The sequence below is a fragment of the Serratia sp. FGI94 genome, assembly GCF_000330865.1.
Lineage (GTDB): Bacteria > Pseudomonadota > Gammaproteobacteria > Enterobacterales > Enterobacteriaceae > Serratia_B > Serratia_B rubidaea.
The window spans coordinates 3,325,896-3,344,620 of record NC_020064.1; the positions used below are offsets into that span (position 1 = coordinate 3,325,896).

At 61.4% G+C, this 18,725-nt stretch carries 20 protein-coding genes; 2 read left to right on the forward strand and 18 right to left on the reverse strand.

Annotation, left to right across the window (positions count from 1 at the left end; all coding sequences use genetic code 11):
• Positions 1-11: 11 nt before the first annotated feature.
• From D781_RS15170 to prmB, 6 genes are all read right to left on the reverse strand, one after another.
• Positions 12-293 carry a YfcL family protein gene (locus D781_RS15170; RefSeq protein WP_015673218.1) on the reverse strand — a complete coding sequence of 94 codons (282 nt, stop codon included), beginning with the start codon at positions 291-293 and terminating at the stop codon, positions 12-14.
• A 60-nt stretch (positions 294-353) separates the two neighbouring features.
• A complete protein-coding gene (locus tag D781_RS15175) occupies positions 354-902 on the reverse strand; it encodes an elongation factor P hydroxylase (RefSeq protein WP_015673219.1) in 549 nt (182 codons plus the stop codon).
• Positions 903-968: 66 nt separating this feature from the next.
• Entirely contained in the window at positions 969-1,769 is an 801-nt protein-coding gene (locus tag D781_RS15180; protein WP_015673220.1) for a sulfite exporter TauE/SafE family protein, read from the reverse strand.
• Positions 1,770-1,772: 3 nt separating this feature from the next.
• Positions 1,773-2,600, reverse strand: a complete 828-nt coding sequence (gene mepA / locus D781_RS15185; protein ID WP_015673221.1) for a penicillin-insensitive murein endopeptidase — start codon at positions 2,598-2,600, stop codon at positions 1,773-1,775.
• Between the two features lie 90 nt (positions 2,601-2,690).
• The gene (aroC, locus tag D781_RS15190) at positions 2,691-3,776 is read right to left on the reverse strand and encodes a chorismate synthase (RefSeq protein ID WP_015673222.1); all 1,086 of its coding nucleotides are present in this window, start codon (positions 3,774-3,776) and stop codon (positions 2,691-2,693) included.
• Positions 3,777-3,834: 58 nt separating this feature from the next.
• Positions 3,835-4,767: a 50S ribosomal protein L3 N(5)-glutamine methyltransferase gene (prmB, locus tag D781_RS15195; protein WP_041411839.1), complete on the reverse strand. Its 933-nt coding sequence runs from the start codon at positions 4,765-4,767 to the stop codon at positions 3,835-3,837.
• A 253-nt stretch (positions 4,768-5,020) separates the two neighbouring features.
• Between prmB and smrB the strand changes: the two genes are divergently transcribed.
• Positions 5,021-5,551, forward strand: a complete 531-nt coding sequence (gene smrB, locus D781_RS15200) for an endonuclease SmrB (RefSeq protein ID WP_041412170.1) — start codon at positions 5,021-5,023, stop codon at positions 5,549-5,551.
• A gap of 63 nt (positions 5,552-5,614) precedes the next feature.
• On the opposite strand, the gene sixA is transcribed toward smrB, so the two are convergent.
• The 4 genes from sixA to D781_RS15220 all read right to left on the reverse strand — a co-directional run bounded on the left by sixA (position 5,615) and on the right by D781_RS15220 (position 10,493).
• The gene (sixA, locus tag D781_RS15205; protein ID WP_015673225.1) at positions 5,615-6,097 is read right to left on the reverse strand and encodes a phosphohistidine phosphatase SixA; all 483 of its coding nucleotides are present in this window, start codon (positions 6,095-6,097) and stop codon (positions 5,615-5,617) included.
• Positions 6,098-6,523: 426 nt separating this feature from the next.
• Positions 6,524-8,686, reverse strand: coding sequence for a fatty acid oxidation complex subunit alpha FadJ (gene fadJ, locus D781_RS15210; protein ID WP_015673226.1), 2,163 nt, complete (start codon positions 8,684-8,686; stop codon positions 6,524-6,526).
• On the reverse strand, positions 8,686-9,996 hold the full coding sequence (gene fadI / locus D781_RS15215) for an acetyl-CoA C-acyltransferase FadI (RefSeq protein WP_015673227.1): 1,311 nt from the start codon (positions 9,994-9,996) through the stop codon (positions 8,686-8,688). Before fadI ends, fadJ begins: the two co-directional genes overlap by 1 nt.
• 200 nt (positions 9,997-10,196) lie before the next feature.
• On the reverse strand, positions 10,197-10,493 hold the full coding sequence (locus D781_RS15220; protein WP_015673228.1) for a YfcZ/YiiS family protein: 297 nt from the start codon (positions 10,491-10,493) through the stop codon (positions 10,197-10,199).
• Between the two features lie 385 nt (positions 10,494-10,878).
• Between D781_RS15220 and fadL the strand changes: the two genes are divergently transcribed.
• Positions 10,879-12,156, forward strand: coding sequence for a long-chain fatty acid transporter FadL (fadL, locus tag D781_RS15225; RefSeq protein WP_015673229.1), 1,278 nt, complete (start codon positions 10,879-10,881; stop codon positions 12,154-12,156).
• A gap of 74 nt (positions 12,157-12,230) precedes the next feature.
• Here the strand turns inward: fadL and mlaA are convergent, their stop codons facing one another.
• From mlaA to D781_RS15265, 8 genes are read right to left on the reverse strand one after another with little or no spacing between them, the layout of a single operon-like run.
• Complete coding sequence (gene mlaA, locus D781_RS15230) at positions 12,231-12,992, reverse strand: phospholipid-binding lipoprotein MlaA (RefSeq protein ID WP_015673230.1); 762 nt, start codon at positions 12,990-12,992, stop codon at positions 12,231-12,233.
• Positions 12,993-13,029: 37 nt separating this feature from the next.
• The gene (ccmI, locus tag D781_RS15235; protein ID WP_015673231.1) at positions 13,030-14,241 is read right to left on the reverse strand and encodes a c-type cytochrome biogenesis protein CcmI; all 1,212 of its coding nucleotides are present in this window, start codon (positions 14,239-14,241) and stop codon (positions 13,030-13,032) included.
• Positions 14,241-14,705 carry a cytochrome c-type biogenesis protein gene (locus D781_RS15240; RefSeq protein ID WP_015673232.1) on the reverse strand — a complete coding sequence of 155 codons (465 nt, stop codon included), beginning with the start codon at positions 14,703-14,705 and terminating at the stop codon, positions 14,241-14,243. Before D781_RS15240 ends, ccmI begins: the two co-directional genes overlap by 1 nt.
• Positions 14,702-15,253 carry a DsbE family thiol:disulfide interchange protein gene (locus D781_RS15245; RefSeq protein WP_015673233.1) on the reverse strand — a complete coding sequence of 184 codons (552 nt, stop codon included), beginning with the start codon at positions 15,251-15,253 and terminating at the stop codon, positions 14,702-14,704. Before D781_RS15245 ends, D781_RS15240 begins: the two co-directional genes overlap by 4 nt.
• Positions 15,250-17,220: a heme lyase CcmF/NrfE family subunit gene (locus D781_RS15250; RefSeq protein ID WP_015673234.1), complete on the reverse strand. Its 1,971-nt coding sequence runs from the start codon at positions 17,218-17,220 to the stop codon at positions 15,250-15,252. The genes D781_RS15245 and D781_RS15250 overlap by 4 nt, the downstream gene beginning before the upstream one ends.
• Positions 17,217-17,708, reverse strand: coding sequence for a cytochrome c maturation protein CcmE (gene ccmE, locus D781_RS15255; protein ID WP_015673235.1), 492 nt, complete (start codon positions 17,706-17,708; stop codon positions 17,217-17,219). Before ccmE ends, D781_RS15250 begins: the two co-directional genes overlap by 4 nt.
• Positions 17,705-17,953 (reverse strand): heme exporter protein CcmD, encoded by a 249-nt coding sequence (ccmD, locus tag D781_RS15260; RefSeq protein ID WP_015673236.1) that lies wholly within the window; start codon positions 17,951-17,953, stop codon positions 17,705-17,707. The genes ccmE and ccmD overlap by 4 nt, the downstream gene beginning before the upstream one ends.
• Positions 17,950-18,687 carry a heme ABC transporter permease gene (locus D781_RS15265; RefSeq protein ID WP_015673237.1) on the reverse strand — a complete coding sequence of 246 codons (738 nt, stop codon included), beginning with the start codon at positions 18,685-18,687 and terminating at the stop codon, positions 17,950-17,952. Before D781_RS15265 ends, ccmD begins: the two co-directional genes overlap by 4 nt.
• Between the last annotated feature and the right edge of the window lie 38 nt (positions 18,688-18,725).

Consider the following 18,725-nt stretch of genomic DNA (forward strand, 5'->3'; position numbering starts at 1 on the left):
AACATGCGGCATCAGGCGGTGGGCAGCGCGGCCTGGTACAGATTCTCCCACATCGCTTCCACCAATACCTGATCGGGCGGCGACAGCTCGCCGGCGCGAATGGCGTTATGCAGGCTGTCTTCAACCCGCACCTTCAGCTGTTCGGCGCTGTGTTCGCCCTGCTCTTCCGCTTCGGCTACCGCCAGCGTCAGATGACCGCGCAGATAGCCACCGGCAAACAGTTCATCATCACTGGCGTGGTCTACCATGTCATCAATCAGCGCCAAAACGCGCGCTTCAAATTCAGCGATCATCGCATGTCCTCATGTTCCCCTGCGGCATCGCGCCGGCCAGAGGCGGGGTTTAAAGTGAAATCAGTTCAGATCTTCCGGATAGGGAAAATTCTCAGCCGTCAGCGGCGGCGTATTGTAAAACGATTGTAACGCCTGAATAAAGCGCGCCGGCCGTTCAGGGATGCCTTTTTCCAGCAGTTCCAGCACCCGGGCGCGCACTTTACGCTGGAAAGCGACGCGATCCGGCTCGCAGTCGCCGTTCAGGTTGTCGCAGCTGACGTTGAACGGGAAGCCGGCGGCAACGCAGAACAGCCACTCCAGCGCCTGCGGTTTGACTTCCACCGCCTCAAACTCGCTCTGCGTCTGCGCATCGCGGCCGTCCGGGCAGTACCAGTAGCCAAAATCGACCAGCTTGCGCCGCTCCGCGCCGGCAATGCACCAATGGGAAATTTCATGCAGGCCGCTGGCGTAGAAGCCGTGGGCGAACACGATGCGGTGGTAAGGCAGCTCATCGTCCGCCGGCAGGTAAATCGGTTCATCGTCGCCTTTGAGCAGGCGCGTGTTGTAATCGTCGCTGAAGCACTGATTAAAAATTTCAATCAGCTGAGAATACTGGTGCGTGTCTGACATAAAAAAACTCAAAGTAACCACAAAAATAGGGCGGCTATTATTTCACGTCGCCGCCCGATTAACCCGTTAAATATGCATCGCCAGCCACTGCTGGATTTCAGCGCCGTGATTGTCGTACAGCAGCTTCAGGCTCATCACCAGCGACACCACCACGATCATCGGCCGAATCAGCTTCTGGCCGCGCGTCAGCACCATGTGCGCGCCCATGCGCGCGCCCAGCACCTGCCCGACCAGCATCAGCAAGCCGATGCCCCACACCACCTTACCGCCGATGATAAAGAAGATCAGGCTGCCAAAGTTAGAGGTGAAGTTCAGCACCTTGGCGTGCGCGGTGGATTTCGCCAGGTTAAAGCCGCACAGCGTCACATAGGCCAGCGCGTAGAAGGAACCGGCGCCGGGGCCGAAAAAGCCGTCGTAAAAACCGACGCAGCCGCCGGCCACCAGGCCGAACGGCAGCGCGCTCAGACGCCGCTGGCGGTCGCTCTCCCCCAGGCGCGGCGTCAGCAGGAAATAGAGCCCGATGCCGATCACCAGCAGCGGCAGCATCTGCCGCAGCAGATCGGCGCGCATATGCTGCACCAGGATCGCGCCGGCGATCGAGCCGAGCAGCGTCAGCAGGATCGTCAGCTTCTGATCGCCGAGATTGACCGCCTTGCGGCGGATAAAATACAGGCTGGCGGACAGCGAGCCGCCCACCGACTGCAGCTTGTTGGTCGCCAGCGCCTGCGCCGGCGGCACCCCCGCCGCCAGCAACACCGGCACCGTCAACAACCCGCCGCCGCCGGCGATAGAATCAATAAAACCGGCCAGTAACGCCACGGCAAACAACACCCCGAGCATTTCGGGGCTGACCATCAACCAGTCCATGAATTATTCCGCAGAAAAATGGTTATCTAACAACGCCTGACAGGAAGGCGGCAACGGCGGCACAACCCGCTTGCCCGGTTTCGAGCTTGGCTGGTGCGGTTCGAACCAGCTGGCCAGTTCAGCCCCGCAGCCGTCGCCCGGCGGCGGCGGATCCTGATCCTTGCACTCCAGACTGTCCGGCGGGCAGCTCAGCCGCACGTGCATATGCGCGCGGTGGCCAAACCACGGCCGCACCTTGTGCAGCCAGGCGCGGTCGCTGCCGGCATCGTCGCACAGCCGCTGTTTAATCGCCGGGTTGACAAAGATGCGCGCCACCTCGTCGTCCTGCGCCGCCAGTTTGATCAGCGAACCAATCTGCGGCCGCCATTGATTATCACGCACCCGCATGCCGTCGCCGCTCACCAAGTCGATCGGCTGCGGTTTCAGCAGCTGTCGCTCGCTCCAGCGCTGATGCGGCAGCTGCAGCCAGATATCCACGTCCAGACCGGACTGGTGGCTGGCATGGCCGCTGCTGAAGCGCCCGCCGGCCGGCATCGCCATATCGCCAATCAGCACCGTGCCCAGCCCCTGCTGCCCGGCCGCGCGGGTCATACGCTGGATAAACGCCAGCAGATCCGGGTGGCCGAAGTAGCGACGCTGGTCCTGACGCATCACCTGATAGTCCGCCGCATTCAGCGGCAGCGGCCGGGCGCCGATCACGCAGCCGTTAGAGAAACCGCCGATGGCCTGCGCCGCCCCCGACACCGGATGATCGATCTTCTGCCACGGCGTCAACGCCAGCGCGGAGCTTGACGCCAGCAGCGCCATCAGAGCCAACAACCCTTTTTTCATCGTGATATCCATTGATTTCGCCATGCGGACCGGCGCCATGCTGCGCCGTCGGAACAACGGGCATCGTGACGATGCCCGGATAGGGCGCGGTTACCAGCGCGGTACGTCGGACAGCACGTCGCCGTTCTGCCCGCGCTGGCGCAGCAGGTGATCCATCAGCACGATCGCCATCATCGCTTCGGCGATGGGCACCGCGCGAATGCCGACGCACGGATCGTGACGGCCGCGGGTCACCATATCCACCGCCTCACCCTGACGGTTGATGGTGCGCCCCGGCACCATAATGCTGGAGGTCGGCTTCAGCGCCAGGTGGGCAATCACCGGCTGGCCGCTGCTGATACCGCCGAGAATGCCGCCGGCGTGGTTGCTCTGGAAGCCTTCCGGGGTAATTTCATCGCGGTTTTCACTGCCGCGCTTGGTGACCACGGCAAAGCCGTCGCCAATCTCCACGCCTTTCACCGCGTTGATGCTCATCAGCGCATGCGCCAGATCGGCGTCCAGACGGTCAAACACCGGCTCGCCGAGGCCGACCGGGACGTTCTCCGCCACCACGCTGACTTTGGCGCCGATGGAATCGCCCTCTTTTTTCAGCGCGCGCATCAGTTCATCCAGCGCCTCCAGCTTGTCCGGGTCCGGGCAGAAGAACGGGTTCTGTTCAACCTGCTCCCAGTCCTTCAGCTCGCAGCTGACGTCGCCGATCTGCGCCAGATAGCCGCGCACCTTCACGCCGTATTTCTGCTCGAGGTATTTTTTGGCGATCGCCCCGGCCGCCACGCGCATCGCGGTTTCACGCGCCGACGAACGGCCGCCGCCGCGGTAGTCGCGCACGCCGTATTTCTGTTCGTAGGTGTAGTCGGCATGGCCCGGGCGGAACACGTCTTTAATCGCGCCGTAGTCTTGCGAACGCTGATCGGTGTTTTCGATCATCAGGCCGATGCTGGTGCCGGTGGTCACGCCTTCAAACACGCCGGAAAGAATGCGCACCCGATCGGGTTCACGGCGCTGCGTGGTGTAGCGCGAGGTGCCCGGACGACGGCGGTCCAGGTCGTGTTGCAAATCTTCTTCCGTCAGCGCGATGCCCGGCGGCACCCCGTCGACGATACATCCCAGCGCCACCCCGTGAGATTCGCCAAAGGTGGTGACGCGGAATAACTGCCCAATACTGTTCCCTGCCATCACGGCTCCTTACCGTTGTTTTGTTATCAGGCCTGCCGCGGCAGGCCAGGGAAAATCATCAGCTGCGATACATGCTGAAATGTGCCTTGCAGTCCACCAGCTGTTGCTTGGTCAGCATAAATACGCCGTCGCCGCCGTTGGCAAATTCCAACCAGGTGAACGGAATATCCGGGTACTGCTCCATCAGATGTACCATGCTGTTGCCGACTTCACAAATCAGCACGCCGTCATCGCTGAGGAAGTCCGGCGCGCAGGCCAGAATGCGGCGCACCAGTTTCAGGCCGTCGCTGCCCGCCGCCAGGCCCAGTTCCGGCTCAAAGCGGAACTCTTCCGGCAGGTCGGACATATCTTCGGCATCCACATACGGCGGGTTGGTGACGATCAGATCGTACTGGATCGCGGGAACGTCGCGGAACAGATCGGAACGGATCGGGATCACCTGATGTTCGACCCCCAGCGCCTGAATGTTGCGCTCGGTCACCGCCAGCACGTCGCTGGAGATATCCACCGCGTCCACTTCCGCTTCCGGGAAGGCGTAGCCGCAGGCGATGGCGATGCAGCCGCTGCCGGTGCACATATCCAGAATATGGCGCGGCGGGTGCGGGATCAGGCCGCTGAACTGGTCGTTGATCAGCTCGCCAATCGGCGAACGCGGCACCAGCACGCGCTCATCGACGTAAAATTCCAGGCCGCAGAACCAGGCCTTGTTGGTCAGGTAGGCCACCGGCACGCGCTCGTTAATACGGCGGATCACCCGCTCGACGATGCGATGGCGCTCGCTGGAGGTCAGACGCGCGCTGCGCATCTCTTCCGGAATATCCAGCGGCAAATATAAACTCGGCAGAACCAGCTGCACCGCTTCGTCCCACGGATTATCGGTTCCGTGACCATAGTAGATATTGGCGGCGCTGAAGCGGCTGACGGTCCAGCGCAGCATATCCTGAATGGTGTGCAGTTCGTTCACTGCTTCGTCGACGAAAATTTTGTCCAATGTGCCCTCCGGCAGGCGGCTGTGATTCATGAGATAGCCGCATAGTTTGCCACGAAGCCCGCGACAAATCAGCAGCTATATACGCGTCGCCGCAAGTTGCCGATGCGCCGCCCGCGGGCGAAATAAGCGGCCATCGCGTTAAGATTAGCCGCTTCTGATTAACCTGGCTTAACCTGACGGCAACAGTTTTGCGTCGTCAGATCGCGCGCGACGCGATAAACTAGCCGAAAATAGCCGTCAGTGAATGAAAACCATGAAGAACAAACCGCCGCTGAGCCAGGATGAACTGCAGCTCTTCAGAGACTCGGTGACGGGCGCCAAGAAGCTGCGTCAGGACACCATCGTCCATCGCCCGCCCAAGCCGAAAATCAAGCAGGCGCCGCCGCAGCGCCTGCTGCAGGAACAGGTCGACGCCAGTTTCTATTTTTCCGATGAGTTTCAGCCGCAGTTGGACGAAGACGGCCCGACCCGCTACGTGCGCCCCGGCGCCAGCCCGTTTGAGCTGAAAAAGCTGCGCCGCGGCGACTATGTGCCGGATCTGTTCCTCGACCTGCACGGGCTGACGCAGCTGCAGGCCAAACAGGAGCTGGGGGCGCTGATCGCCGCCTGTAAACGCGAACACGTCTACTGCGCCTGCGTGATGCACGGACACGGTAAACATATTCTTAAGCAGCAGACGCCGCTGTGGCTGGCGCAGCACCCGGACGTGCTGGCGTTCCATCAGGCGCCGAAAGAATGGGGCGGCAGCGCCGCCATCCTGCTGTTGGTCGAGCTGGCCGACTAGGCGGCAGAAATGACAAAGGGCGATGTTCACCATCGCCCTTTGCGGTTTGCGCGCATTGCGCTATCAGACTTTCGCCATCAGCTGTGACGGGCTGACCTGCCACTCCAGCTTGCCGGCGCTGCCGTCCTGCGCCAGTTCGACATAGGCAATCGCCGAGGTGGCGAACATCAGCGGACACTCGCCCGGACACAGTTCCGCCACCAGATAGCCGACCAGCGGCAGGTGGGACACGATCAGCACCGACTCCACGCCCTGCTGCGCCAATACCTGCAGATAGCTGACCACCAGCGCGGCGTCACCGCCCGGGGTCAGCGCCGCCATCACCTCTGCCTCTTTCGGCAACGCCAGCGCGTCGCGCACCGTTTCCAGCGTCTGCTCGGCGCGCAGATAAGGGCTGACCAGCACGCGTTCAATATCCACAGACTTGGTGTTCAACCAGGCCGCCATCTGACGTGACTCATCACGGCCGCAGAGGGTAAGAGGCCTTACCGCATCGCTGGCCGCATCAAGTGCCGCCTCTCCGTGACGCATAATCAAAACTTGCATAGTGCACCGCTGTTGTTGACAAAATAACTGCGTAATTGCAGCAGCCGCTTCAATGGCTCCGGCGCATTAGCCGGGCCCCTGATTAACGCAAAAGCACATTGTGCTTCCAAACGATAACGCGCCGTCTCTCTATGGCGGCCGGGCATTTTGCCTGAAAGTTCACGCAAAGAAAACGTCGTTTTTTCGCCGTCGGCGCGACTTTGCGCGAAGCCATCGTTCACTTTACAACCAATTCAACAGGTTAAAATTCACGCGCAATGCGCGAAATTTCACGCCGGCGGCGCACCTTCCGCCGCTGACTGCCTACGTTACCTCGCACCGATCCCCCTGTACAGCGTCCGGGATTACAGCTGTCGCAAGGAGTGATAGCGATCACATCGCGGCCCTGTTGTTACTGTAGTGCAAATCGGGCCGCCATGCCGTTATCTAATGGGGGTAGAAGCGCTCGCCCTGTTGTGCCATGCGCTGCAGACGTTCGCACGGCGCAAAATGCTCGCCGTGCTGCTGCTGCAGATATTGCAGGGTTTTCACCACCTTCTCCGCACCCAGCTCGTCCATATAGCGGAACGGCCCGCCAAGGAACGGCGGGAAGCCGATGCCGAACACCGCGCCGATATCGCCGTCGCGGGCGCTGCGAATCACCCCCTCCTCCAGACAGCGCGCCGCTTCGTTCAGCATCATCATCACGCAGCGCTGGGCGATTTCCGCCGGCGGCAGATGGGCCTTCGGCGTGACGCCGATCAAGGTATAGACCGAGGTATCGGCGCGCTTTCTGCGCTGACGCTGCTGGCCTTCGCTGGGGTACAGGTAGAAGCCCTTGCCGTTCTTGCGCCCCTTGCGGCCGTCTTTCAGCACCGCATCAAACGCCGCCGGCGCGGCGAAGCGCGGTCCCAGCTCCTCCACCAGAATCGGGATGATTTTGGTGCCGACGTCGATGCCGACCTCATCCAGCAGCGTAATCGGCCCCACCGGAAAACCGAAATCCACCAGCGCCCGATCCAGCGCTTCGATCGGTTCGCCGGCCAGCAGGCAGCGCGCCGCCTCATTGATATAGGGCGCCAGGATGCGGTTGACATAAAAACCGGCGCGGTCGGCCACCACGATGGCCGTTTTCCCCTGCTTATGCGCCAGCGCCACCGTAGTGGCGATGGTCTCGGCGCTGGTTGCGGCATGCGGAATCACCTCCACCAGCGGCATTTTATCCACCGGGCTGAAGTAGTGCAGGCCTATCACCTGCTGCGGCCGCTGCGCCTTGGCGGCAATCTGGCTAATCGGCAGCGAAGAGGTATTGGAGGCGAAAACGGTATGCGGCGCGGCGTGCTGCTCCACCTCCGCCACCATCTGCTGCTTCAGCGCCAGATCTTCGAACACCGCCTCCACCACGATATCCACCTGCTCGAAGCCGCAGTAATCGGTGGTGCCGGAAATCAGCATCATCTGCTTTTGCCGCTCCGCCGGACGCATGCGCTTGCGGCGCACCCGCTTGCCCAGCACTTCCCAGCTGTATTTCAGCGCATGGTTAATGCCCTGAGTATTGATATCCTTAATACGCACCGGCAAACCGCCGCGCGTCGCCGTCACGCAGGCAATGCCCCCGCCCATCAGACCGCCCCCCAGAATGCCGACCCGCGCAATAGCGTGCGGCTGTGCATCGGCGCCGCGCTCCTTTTTCAGCGCGGTGGAGGCAAAAAACAGGCTGCGCAGCGCCGCTGACTGCGGCGTCATCGCCAGCTCGCCGAAGGCGCGCGCCTCGGCCTCATAGCCGCTGGCGCTGCCCTGATCCAGACCGGTGCGCACCACCTGGATAATCCGCTCCGCCGCCGGATAATTACCGTGCGTCTTCTCCAGAGTCTTCTTGCGTACGATGGCGAACAGCGCGCTGCGTCCGAGCGGGCCATTGAGTAAACGTTCCTGCCACGGCAGTTCGCGCCGCGCCGACCAGCCCTGCCTGGCGCGCGCTACTGCCGTCTCCAGCAAAATGGCGTGCGGCACCGCATCGTCCACCAGCCCCATACGCAACGCCTGGCGGGCGCGGATCTGTTTGCCGGTCAGCATCATATCCAACGCCTTGCCGGCGCCAACCAGCCGCGGCAGCCGCTGCGTGCCGCCGGAGCCGGGCAGCAGGCCCAGCTGCACTTCCGGCAGGCCGAGCGCGGTTTTGTCGTCCAACGTGCAGATGCGACTGTGGCAGGCCAGCGCCAGCTCAAGCCCACCGCCAAGGCAGGCGCCGTGGATGGCCGCCACCACCGGCACCGGAAAAGCGGCCAGCTGCGCCAGCGTGCTCTGCCCTTTCTTCGCCAGCGCCTGCGCCTGTTGCGCGCTGCTGCAGGCGGCGATCATAGAGATGTCGGCGCCGGCGATAAAGGAATCGGGCTTGCCGGAGATAATCACCAGGCCCTCCAGCGCGCTGTACTGCTGCGCCTGGATCAATACATCATTTATTTGTTCGACAAACTCGGCCTTCAGCGTGTTGACCTTTTCCCCCGGCACGTCGATGGTAATCACGCCGATATTGTCCGGGCGCAGGGTCAGGCGGAACGCCGTCTGCGGCGCCCGCTGTTCATGCAGTGCGTTGGTCGCTGCGCTCATTATTCCACCTCCACAACCATTGCCGCACCCAGGCCGCCGGCGGCGCAGGCGGTCGCCAGCCCCAGACCGCCGCCGCGGCGTTTCAGCTCATGCAGCGTTTGGGTAATCATCCGCGCGCCGGTGGCGGCAAACGGGTGCCCATAGGCGATAGATCCACCCAGCACGTTGAATTTTTCCATATCGACCTCGCCGATCGCCGCGTCGCGCCCCAGCTTCTCGCGGGCGAACGCCGGGCTGGCGAACATTTTCAGATTGGCCAGCGTCTGCGCGGCAAAGGCCTCATGCATATCGATCAGCGTGAGGTCGGCCAGCGTAATGCCCGCCCGGTCCAGCGCCAGCGGCGTCGCGTACGACGGCCCCAGCAGCATATCCTGCCAGACGTCGATGGCGGCAAAGGCAAAGCTGCGCAGATAGCCGAGCGGCTGCAGCCCCAGCTCCCGCGCGCGGGATTCGCTCATCATCAGCACCGCCGCCGCCCCGTCGGTTAACGGCGTGCTGTTGGCGGCGGTTACGCTGCCGTGTTTGCGGTCAAACGCCGGTTTTAATTTGGCATAGGAGGCCAGACTGGAATCTTTGCGGATATTGTTGTCTTCGGCCAGCTCCGCCTTATACGGCGGCACGTACGCCGTCATCACCTCGTCATGCAGCCAGCCCTGCGCCCAGGCGTTGGCCGCCAGCTGGTGAGAGCGGTGCGCCAGCGCATCCTGCTCTTCACGACCGATGCCGTGCGTCTTCGCCATCTGCTCGGCGGTGTCGCCCATCCGCAGGCCGGTGGAATATTCCGCCACCGCCGGCGGCACCGGCAGCAGGTCGCGGAATTTCAGCCGGCTGAACAGCTTCAGACGCTGCGACAGCGTGCGCGCCTTGTTAACGTCCACCAGCGTGCGCGCCAGCGCCTTGCTGACGCCGATCGGCAGTACGGAAGAGGAGTCGGCGCCGCCGGCAATGCCGATGCTGACGCTGCCGGCGATAATGCTTTCCGCCACGTTGGCGATCGCCTGAAAACTGGTGGCGCAGGCGCGGGAGACGCTGTAGGCGTCGGTGTGCACGCTCATGCCGGTGCCGAGCACGATCTCGCGCGCGATATTCGGCGCTTCTGGCATCTGCACCACCTGGCCAAACACCAGCTGCTCGATCAGCGCCGCATCGATGCCGCTGCGCGCCACCAGTTCGCTGACCGCCATTTTACCGAGATCCACCGCCGGCACGCCGTGGTAGGCGGTCGCCTGCTTGGCGAACGGGGTGCGTAATCCATTAACAATTGCAATTCTGTCCCCCTGACGGGTGACCAGCGGCAGTGCCTTACTCATAAATGCTCCTGAAGAAAGTAACGTCAGCGCAATCCGCAAACAGGTCTGACCTGATGAGGTCATTGTTAACCAGATGTTTACATTTGGCAAACCGTCAGAGATGAAATCTGCGAGCAGGAGCAACTTTAAAACGGGGGATTGGCCCGCAAGGGGCTAAAAAGAGGCTGCGCGGCGGACGCCGCGCAGAATACCGTGCGGGATTAACGCAGGCCCAGCTGGAAAATCAGCGTTTCCGCCTGGCAGGCAAAGGTGAAATCAGCGTTCAGCCGCACGCCGCCGTCCACCGGCTGCAGGCTGCTGCCGATCGCGCAAGGATCGGACTCTACCGAACGCGCTTTTTCCGTCAGCGCCGCCAGCGTCTGCTGCGCTTCCTGCTCGCTGCTGAAAATCTGGCTGTAGGACGCGGTGCAGTCGGTATTATCCATCACGGTGCCGACATCCACGCAGCAGCACGCCGCCGTTTCCTGCGCGCTGCATTTATTAATTGCATCTGACATAGTCAATTCTCCTCACGACGCCAGGAATGTGACCCGGCGCAAAGACCCAAGATTCTGTAAGCCATTTTACTCCCCGCCCGATGAGATCACTAGCACTTACTCTCTGTGGGTGTTTTAAGTGATGGAAATCACAAATAAAAATAGCCGATTGATCAATAAACATAGGAATTTTGTTATTTACCGCTGGCGTTTTGTTAAGCAGATCTCTTTTTTGATATCAATATGGAAATATTTCAAAAACAAAGTTGCAACATCTTAACAGGTCAGACCTATAATTCAGCCACTGGTCTGATTTGTCTGATGGATAACGGACCCTACAATCCCGCGCTCCTTGTTACCGCGTGTAACATAGTTTAAATAATAAACACATAATGAGGTTTTGGTCATGAGCCAGAAAAACCTATTCAAGAAAACAGCTCTTGCAGCTGCAGTGGCGATTATTTCTTCGAACGTGTATGCCGCAGGATTCCAGTTGAATGAATACTCTTCTTCTGGTTTAGGCCGTTCTTTTTCTGGTGAAGGCGCCGTCGCCGACAATGCCACCTCAGCCAGCCGCAACCCGGCGACCATGATGATGTTTGACCGCCCAACCTTCTCCGCCGGCGCCATCTTTGTTGACCCGGACGTGGATATTTCCGGCACCTCGCGCTCCGGCAACAGCCTGAATGCGAAAAACATCGCGCCGGCGCAGTGGATCCCGAACCTGCACTATATTCACCCGCTGAACGACCAGTGGGCCGTCGGCGGCTCGGTCACCAGCAACTACGGCCTGGCGACCGAATTTAACGACGGCTATACCGCAGGCCCGTACGGCGGTAAAACCGATCTGACCACCGTTAACCTCAATCTGAGCGCCGCCTACCGCCTGAACCAACACTTCAGCTTCGGCCTCGGTTTTGATGCGCTGTACGCGAAAGCCAAGCTGGAACGCTACGCCGGCGAAAGCGGCGCAGCGGTCGGCATGCCTGCCGACACCCAGATTTCGCACCTGAAAGGCGACGAGTGGGGCTACGGCTGGAACGCCGGCATCCTGTATGAAGTGGATGAAAACAACCGCTACGGCCTGACCTACCGCTCTGAAATCAAAGTCGACTTCGACGGCGATTACAAGAGCAGCATCCCGTCGGCCTATAACCCGATGCAGGGCATGACCGGTCTGCCATGGGGCACCGACGGCAACACCATTCCTGGCTCTCTGTCGCTGCATCTGCCTGAGATGTGGGAAATTTCCGGTTATAACAAGGTGGCGCCAAAGTGGGCCATTCACTACAGCCTGGCGTACACCAGCTGGAGCCAGTTCCAAGAGCTGAGAGCCACCGGCAGCAACGGCCAGACGCTGTTTGAGAAGCATGAAGGCTTCAAGGACGCCTACCGCATCGCGCTGGGCACCACCTACTACTATGACGATAACTGGACCTTCCGTACCGGTATCGCCTTCGATGACAGCCCGGTACCGGCGCAGAACCGCTCCATCTCCATCCCGGATCAGGACCGCTTCTGGCTGAGCGCCGGCACCACCTACGCGTTTAACCAGAACGCCTCGGTGGACGTAGGCGTCTCCTACATGCACGGCCAGCACGTGACCGTCAAAGAAGGTCCGTACACCTTCGAGTCTGAAGGTAAAGCCTGGCTGTACGGCGCTAACTTCAACTACACCTTCTAAGTTACGCCCGACCGCATCCGCGATAAAAAACCCGCCGTTTGGCGGGTTTTTCTTTATATCGCTTAACGTCGCGGTTATTCCGCCGAATCGATATCGTCCAGATCGCCCTGAATCGCCTTGGCGTTCGGGTTCTCTTCCGGCTTCAGCACGCCGCCGTTGGCGATAAAGTCGTGGCGCTGGAAGTATGCCTCGCGCACCATCAGGTACGGATCGGAAGAGTTGCGCAGCAGCCCGTCGGAATCCAGCAGCTGGGCGCGGGTCTCAATGCCTTCCACCACCCACTTGCCGGCCGACATCCAGAAGGTCAGATAGCTCAGCACCGGATAGAGCGAATCGGCCCAGTCGCCGCCCTCGTCACGCAGGGTGAAACTGCCGTAGCCCGGCAGCATCACATACGGGCCGTAGCCGACGCCGTAGTGGCCCATCGTGCTGCCGAAACGGTTAGGCTCTTCACGCGCCAGTTTCGGGTTGGCCATGCCGGCCACGTCGATCAGGCCGCCCATACCGAGGATGGTGTTCAGGAAGAAGCGGTTGAAGTGGATCATCCCGCGGTACGGATCGCCCTTCAGGAAGGCGTTGACCATGCTGGCCGGCTCTTCCAGGTTGGAGGTGAAGTTGCTCAGGCCGTTACGCGCCGGCTGCGGCACGTAGTCACGCCAAGCTACCGCCACCGGCCGCAGCACATAGGGATCCAGCACGTTGTAGTTAAAATCGAACATCGTCCGGTTGAATCCTTCCAAAGGATCGGATCGCCCTTGGGGTTCATTCTCAGGGGTGCTGGCGCACCCGACGAGCAACACCGTTGCGAAAGCCAGCCCAGTCAGGCGAAAGTTCATATTTTTCTCCATAAAAAACAATACGTTCAGTCTTTTATTAAGGGACCTGTTTATCTATCTGAACGCTAACCTGCCCGTTACCGCTGAACGTCTGCAGCGCACTCTCACCGAACCAGTCGCCGGCCTGCGGCGTTGCCAGACCGTCATGAGAAACCCGTACGCGCACCTTCACCTGATGCAGCGACGACAGCAAACGCTCCGGCATCATGGCGTTGCCATCATCCAGCGAGAACGACAGCGGGAAACGGCTCAGAGGTAATTGTTTTACAGCAACCGGCACCGGGCTTTTGCCATCGGTGACCGAAATTATCAGCGTCCCTTGTTGGGGTAATGCGTTGGCTGCCTCTGGAGACAACGTGACATTGACACCAAGTTTAACAGTTTCCTCGCCGGCCTGTACTTTTGCTTGTTCAATACTGCGCTTTAGCACTTCCGTACGGCGATCGTCCGCCGGTAATAATTTTAGCATCACCTGCCAGGCGCCGATGGCCTGGCGATAGTCGCCCTGCTCAAAGGCGTTAAACGCCAACAGGCTGAGAATACGCAGATTACTGTGATCTTCGGCGATCATTTTGCGCAGCATCTGCGACGCCTGCCGGTTATCCTCCGGATCGTTGGAACGCGTCAATACCTCGGCGTACCCCAGCCGGACTTCCAGATTATTCGGATCCAACTGATAGGCATGGGCGAACGCCTGCGTGGCGGTAGTGGCATTATTCAGCGCCATGCCGACCCGCCCCAGCATCATCCAGTCGTTAATATTACGGCCGTCCTGCTGCAGCGCGGTGCGCAGCCCCAACCCCAGACGGGCGATCTCTTCCATGCTGAGCGGCTGCGCATGCTCGTTGGCGACCCGGGCGCGCAGTTCCGGCATCTGATCCTGCACCTGCCGCCAGGCCGCCACCTGCGCCAGGCCGCCGGTTTTCAGGTAGAAGCCGACCGCCACCACCACCAGCAGCAACACGCCCGGCAGCAGCGCCCAGCGGTTGATCGGTTTGCTCTGCGCCGTCGTCTGGCCGGGAATATCATCCAGCAGATTTTGCTGCAGTTCTTTCACCAGTTCAGGGCGTTCGCCAACCACGCCCTGCTGTTCATCCTGCTCCAGCTCGCCCAGGCGCTCCTGATACAGCACCTTGTTCAGCGTGTCGCGACTGGTAGCGTTGTCCGCCCGGTTGTGCCGCAGGGCCGGCACCAGCAACAGCGCGGCGGCGACCAGCAGCAGCACAATAATCATCAGCCAAAAAGCCATTAGCGTTTCTTCCTGTCAGTCTCTTCCAGCAGCGCCGCCAGACGCTGCTTCTCCTGTGCGGAGAATTCGTCGTTATTCACCGGGGCACGGCGACGGCTGCGCATAATCACCACCGCGCCGCCAATCAGCACAAACAGCAGCGGGCCGACCCACAGGATCAGCGTCGCCGGCGTCACCGGCGGCTCATAGGTGACGAAGTTGCCGTAGCGGGCCACCATATAATCGATGACCTGCTGTTTGTTCTGCCCCTGCATCATCAGCTCATAGACTTTGGCGCGCATATCGGCGGCGATAATGGCGTTGGAATCGGCAATGCTGTTGTTCTGGCATTTCGGGCAGCGTAGCTGCTCGGTCAGCTCGCGGTACTGCTGCTCCTGCTCCACCGAGTCAAAACGGTAGGTGTCGATGGCCGCAGCGGCGCTGAAGCTCAGCAGTGCGGCCAATATCACGGCGGCGAACTTCATCCCTGCCCCCCGTACTTGCGGTACAGCGGCAACACTTCCTGCTGCCAGACCCGCTCATTCATATCGCCGGCGTGGCGGTAGCGGATAATGCCCTGCCCATCGATCAGGAAGGTTTCCGGCGCGCCGTACACGCCGAGATCCAACCCCAGCATGCCGTCGCCGTCGAACAGGCTGAGCGCGTACGGGTTGCCCAGGCTGTTAAGCCAGTTGACCGCCTTGGCGCGGTCGTCCTTGTAGTTCAGCCCCACCACCCGCACGCCGCGGCTCGCCAGCTGGTTCAGATACTGATGTTCAGCGCGGCAGGTCGGGCACCAGGTGGCCCAAACGTTCAGCAGCAGCGGCTTGCCGTCGCGCAGCACCGCCTGATCGTAGGTTTTGCCCGCCTGATCGAGCGATTCCAGCTTAAAGGTCGGCACCGGTTTGCCGATCAGCGCCGACTCCAGCATGGTCGGATCCTCGCCGCCGGCGTTGCGCGTCAACTGCACCATAAAGGCGGCCACCAGCAATAAGAACAGGATTAAGGGGATAAATAACAGTTTACGGTTCATGCCTGCGCCTCCTGCTTGCCCTGACGCGCCAGTTTTTTCTTCATCCGATAGCGCGGATCGAGGATGCACAGCAGCCCGCCCAGCGCCATAAATACGCCGCCGAACCAGATCCAGCGGACGAACGGTTTGTAATACAGCCGCACCGCCCAGGAGCCGTCATCCAGCTCTTCGCCCAGCGCCGCGTACAGATCGCGCGTCAGGCCGCCGTCGATCGCCGCTTCCGTCATCATGCTGCGCGCCACGCTGTAGTAGCGTTTTTCCGCATGCAGCGTCGCTTCCGCCTTGCCGTTGCGCGTCACGTCGATAATGCCGACGCCGCCGGTGTAGTTCGGCCCGCGGATATCGTGCACGTCGCGGAACACAAAGTGATAATCGTGAATATCCACGCTGTCGCCGGCCTTCATCCGCACGTCGCGCTCCACGCTGTAGTTCTGGCTGAAGGCGATGCCGATCACCGTCACCGCCACGCCCAGGTGCCCCAGCACCATGCCCCAGTGGCTGCGCGACAGGTGCCTCAGCCCGCGCCAGAAACCGTGACGGTGCGTGGCGCGTTCATGCAGCTCCATCAGCGTCAGCACAATCACCCATACCGCCATCAGCAGCCCGACCACCGTCATACCGGCGATGCTGTCCTGCAGCAGCCACGGCAGCAGTATCGACAGCAGTAGAGTCACCACCAGCGCCACCCCGAGACGGCGCCACAGCTTGCTCGGCTCGTCGCGGCGCCAGCGCACCAGCGGACCGATGCCCAGCAGCAGCGCCATCGGCGCCATCAGCCAGGTGAACATGGTGTTGAAGAACGGCTCGCCGATCGAAATGCTGCCCAGGCCAAGCTGTTTATGCACCAGCGGCAGCAAGGTGCCCAGCAGCACCACCAGCATGGCGGCCATCAGCAATACGTTGTTGCCCAGCAGGAAGGTCTCGCGGGAAAAGGTTTCATGCTGCACCCGGCTGCGCACCTGGCCGCCCTTAAAGGCGTACAGCAGCAGCGAACCGCCGATCACAATCACCAGATAGGCGAGGATAAACATGCCGCGCGCCGGATCGGAGGCAAAGGAGTGCACCGACACCAGCACGCCGGAGCGCACCAGGAAGGTGCCGAGCAGGCACAGCGAGAAGGCGGTGATCGCCAGCAGCACCGTCCAGGCCTTGAAGGTGCCGCGTTTTTCCGTCACCGCCAGCGAGTGCATCAGCGCGGTGCCCGCCAGCCACGGCATAAAGGAGGCGTTCTCCACCGGGTCCCAGAACCACCAGCCGCCCCAGCCCAGCTCGTAGTAAGCCCAAGCGGAACCGAGCACGATGCCGAGGGTCAGGAACACCCAGGCGGCGGTGGTCCACGGCCGCGACCAGCGCGCCCAGGCGGTGTCGAGCCGGCCGGCCATCAGCGAGGCGATGGCGAACGCAAACGCCACCGAAAAGCCGACGTAGCCCATATACAGCAGCGGCGGGTGGAAAATCAGCCCGACGTCCTGCAGCAGCGGGTTCAGATCGCGACCGTCGATCGGGAAATTCGGCAAGGTGCGGGTGAACGGGTTGGAGGTCATGATGATAAACAGCAGGAAACCCGCGGTGATCATCCCCATCACCGACAGCACGCGCGCCACCGCATCCTGCGGCATGGAGCGGCTGAACAGCGCCACCGCCAGCGACCAGCAGCTCAGCAGCAGCACCCAGAGCAGCAGCGAACCTTCATGCGCCCCCCAGGTAGCGGCGATGCGGTAATAGACCGGCAGTTGGGTGTTGGAGTTGGCGGCGACATAGGCCACGGTGAAATCATTAACGATAAAGGCGTGCACCAGGCAGATAAACGCCAGCGCAATGGCGGCGAACATGCCATAGGTCAGCGGACGCGCCACCGCCATCATGCGGCTGTCCTGGCGCGCGGCTCCCCACTGCGGGTAGATGCTCAGCAGCAGCGATACCGCCAGCGCCAGGCACAACAGAAAACTTCCCAGCTCCGGCATCATGACTGGCTGTCCTCCTGCGGCGCGCGGTAGGCCGACGCCGGCCCTTTATGGTTCTCTTTCATCGCATCGGCCACTTCCGGCGGGGTGTATTTCTCATCGTGCTTGGCCAGCACCTCTTTGGCGTTCACCACGTTGCCTTCTCCCAGCACGCCCTGCGCCACCACGCCCTGCCCCTCACGGAACAGGTCCGGCAGAATGCCTTCATAGGTGACGGCTATCGCGCCGCGCGCGTCATACACCTTGAAGCTGACCTTCAGCGTCTCAGGATCGCGTTTGACCGACCCCGGCATCACCATGCCGCCGATGCGCAGGCGCTGCCCGACCTCCGGCTTTTCATGATTTTCTCCTTTGCCCTGCAGGATTTCGCCCGGGGTATAAAACAGATCGATGTTGGAGCGCAGCGCATACAGCACCAGAGAGGCGGTTAGCGCGATGCCGACCAGCACCACCAGGGCCAGATAGAGGCGACTTTTACGACGTGGATTCACAATGATTTCTCCCGCGCAGCGGCGGACTGCGGCGCAGCCGATGTTTTAGCATGTTGTGATTGGCGGATACGGCGTTCGCGCGCCTGACGACGGCGCACATCGGCCAGCAGCTGCCGGCGTTGCCACAGGGTGTGGCACACCAGCCCCAGCAACGGAATCAGCGTGGCGGCCACCGCCAGCCACACATAAAAGGCGTAACCGCCCATGGCGAAAAACGCCGTCCAGGAGGGAAATGCGGCATTCATGACTGACGCTCCTTGTTAATCAGGGCGGCTACCCACGGACGGTGGCGCTCCTGCGCCAGGATCAGATTACGCAGACGCATCAGCGTCAGGGTAATAAAGAACAGCAGATAGCCGAGGATCGCCCAGCGCAGCGGCGTACGCATGCTTGGCGCGATGCTTTGCTGCATATTGGTGGAGCCCTGATGCAGCGTGTTCCACCATTCGACCGAGAAGTGGATAATCGGAATATTGACCACGCCGACCAGCACCAGAATACCGGCGGCGCGGCCGGCCAGGCGGCGGTCTTCAAAGGCGTTGTACAGCGCGATGATGCCCATATACAGGAACAGCAGCACCAGTTCGGAGGTCAGACGCGCGTCCCAGACCCACCAGGCGCCCCACATCGGCTTGCCCCAGGCGGAACCGGTCACCAGCGCAATAAAGGTGAATACCGCGCCCACCGGCGCCATCGCCGCGACCACGGTATCGGACATTTTCATCTGCCACACCAGGCCGATAAAGGCGGCCACCGCCATGGAGGCGTAAATGCCCATCGACCACATCGCCGCCGGCACATGGATATACATAATGCGGAAGCTATCGCCCTGCTGATAATCCTTGGGCGCGAAGCCAAAGCCCCATATCCAGCCAAGCAGCAGGCAAACGACGCCCGCCGCGCCGAGCCAGGGTACTAAGCGCTCACAAACCTGGTAGAGCCGCTCGGGCCTGGCGAATTGATGTAACCATTTCCACATTGTTGTCATTGCTCACGGTAAATGAAAACGTCCGCCGC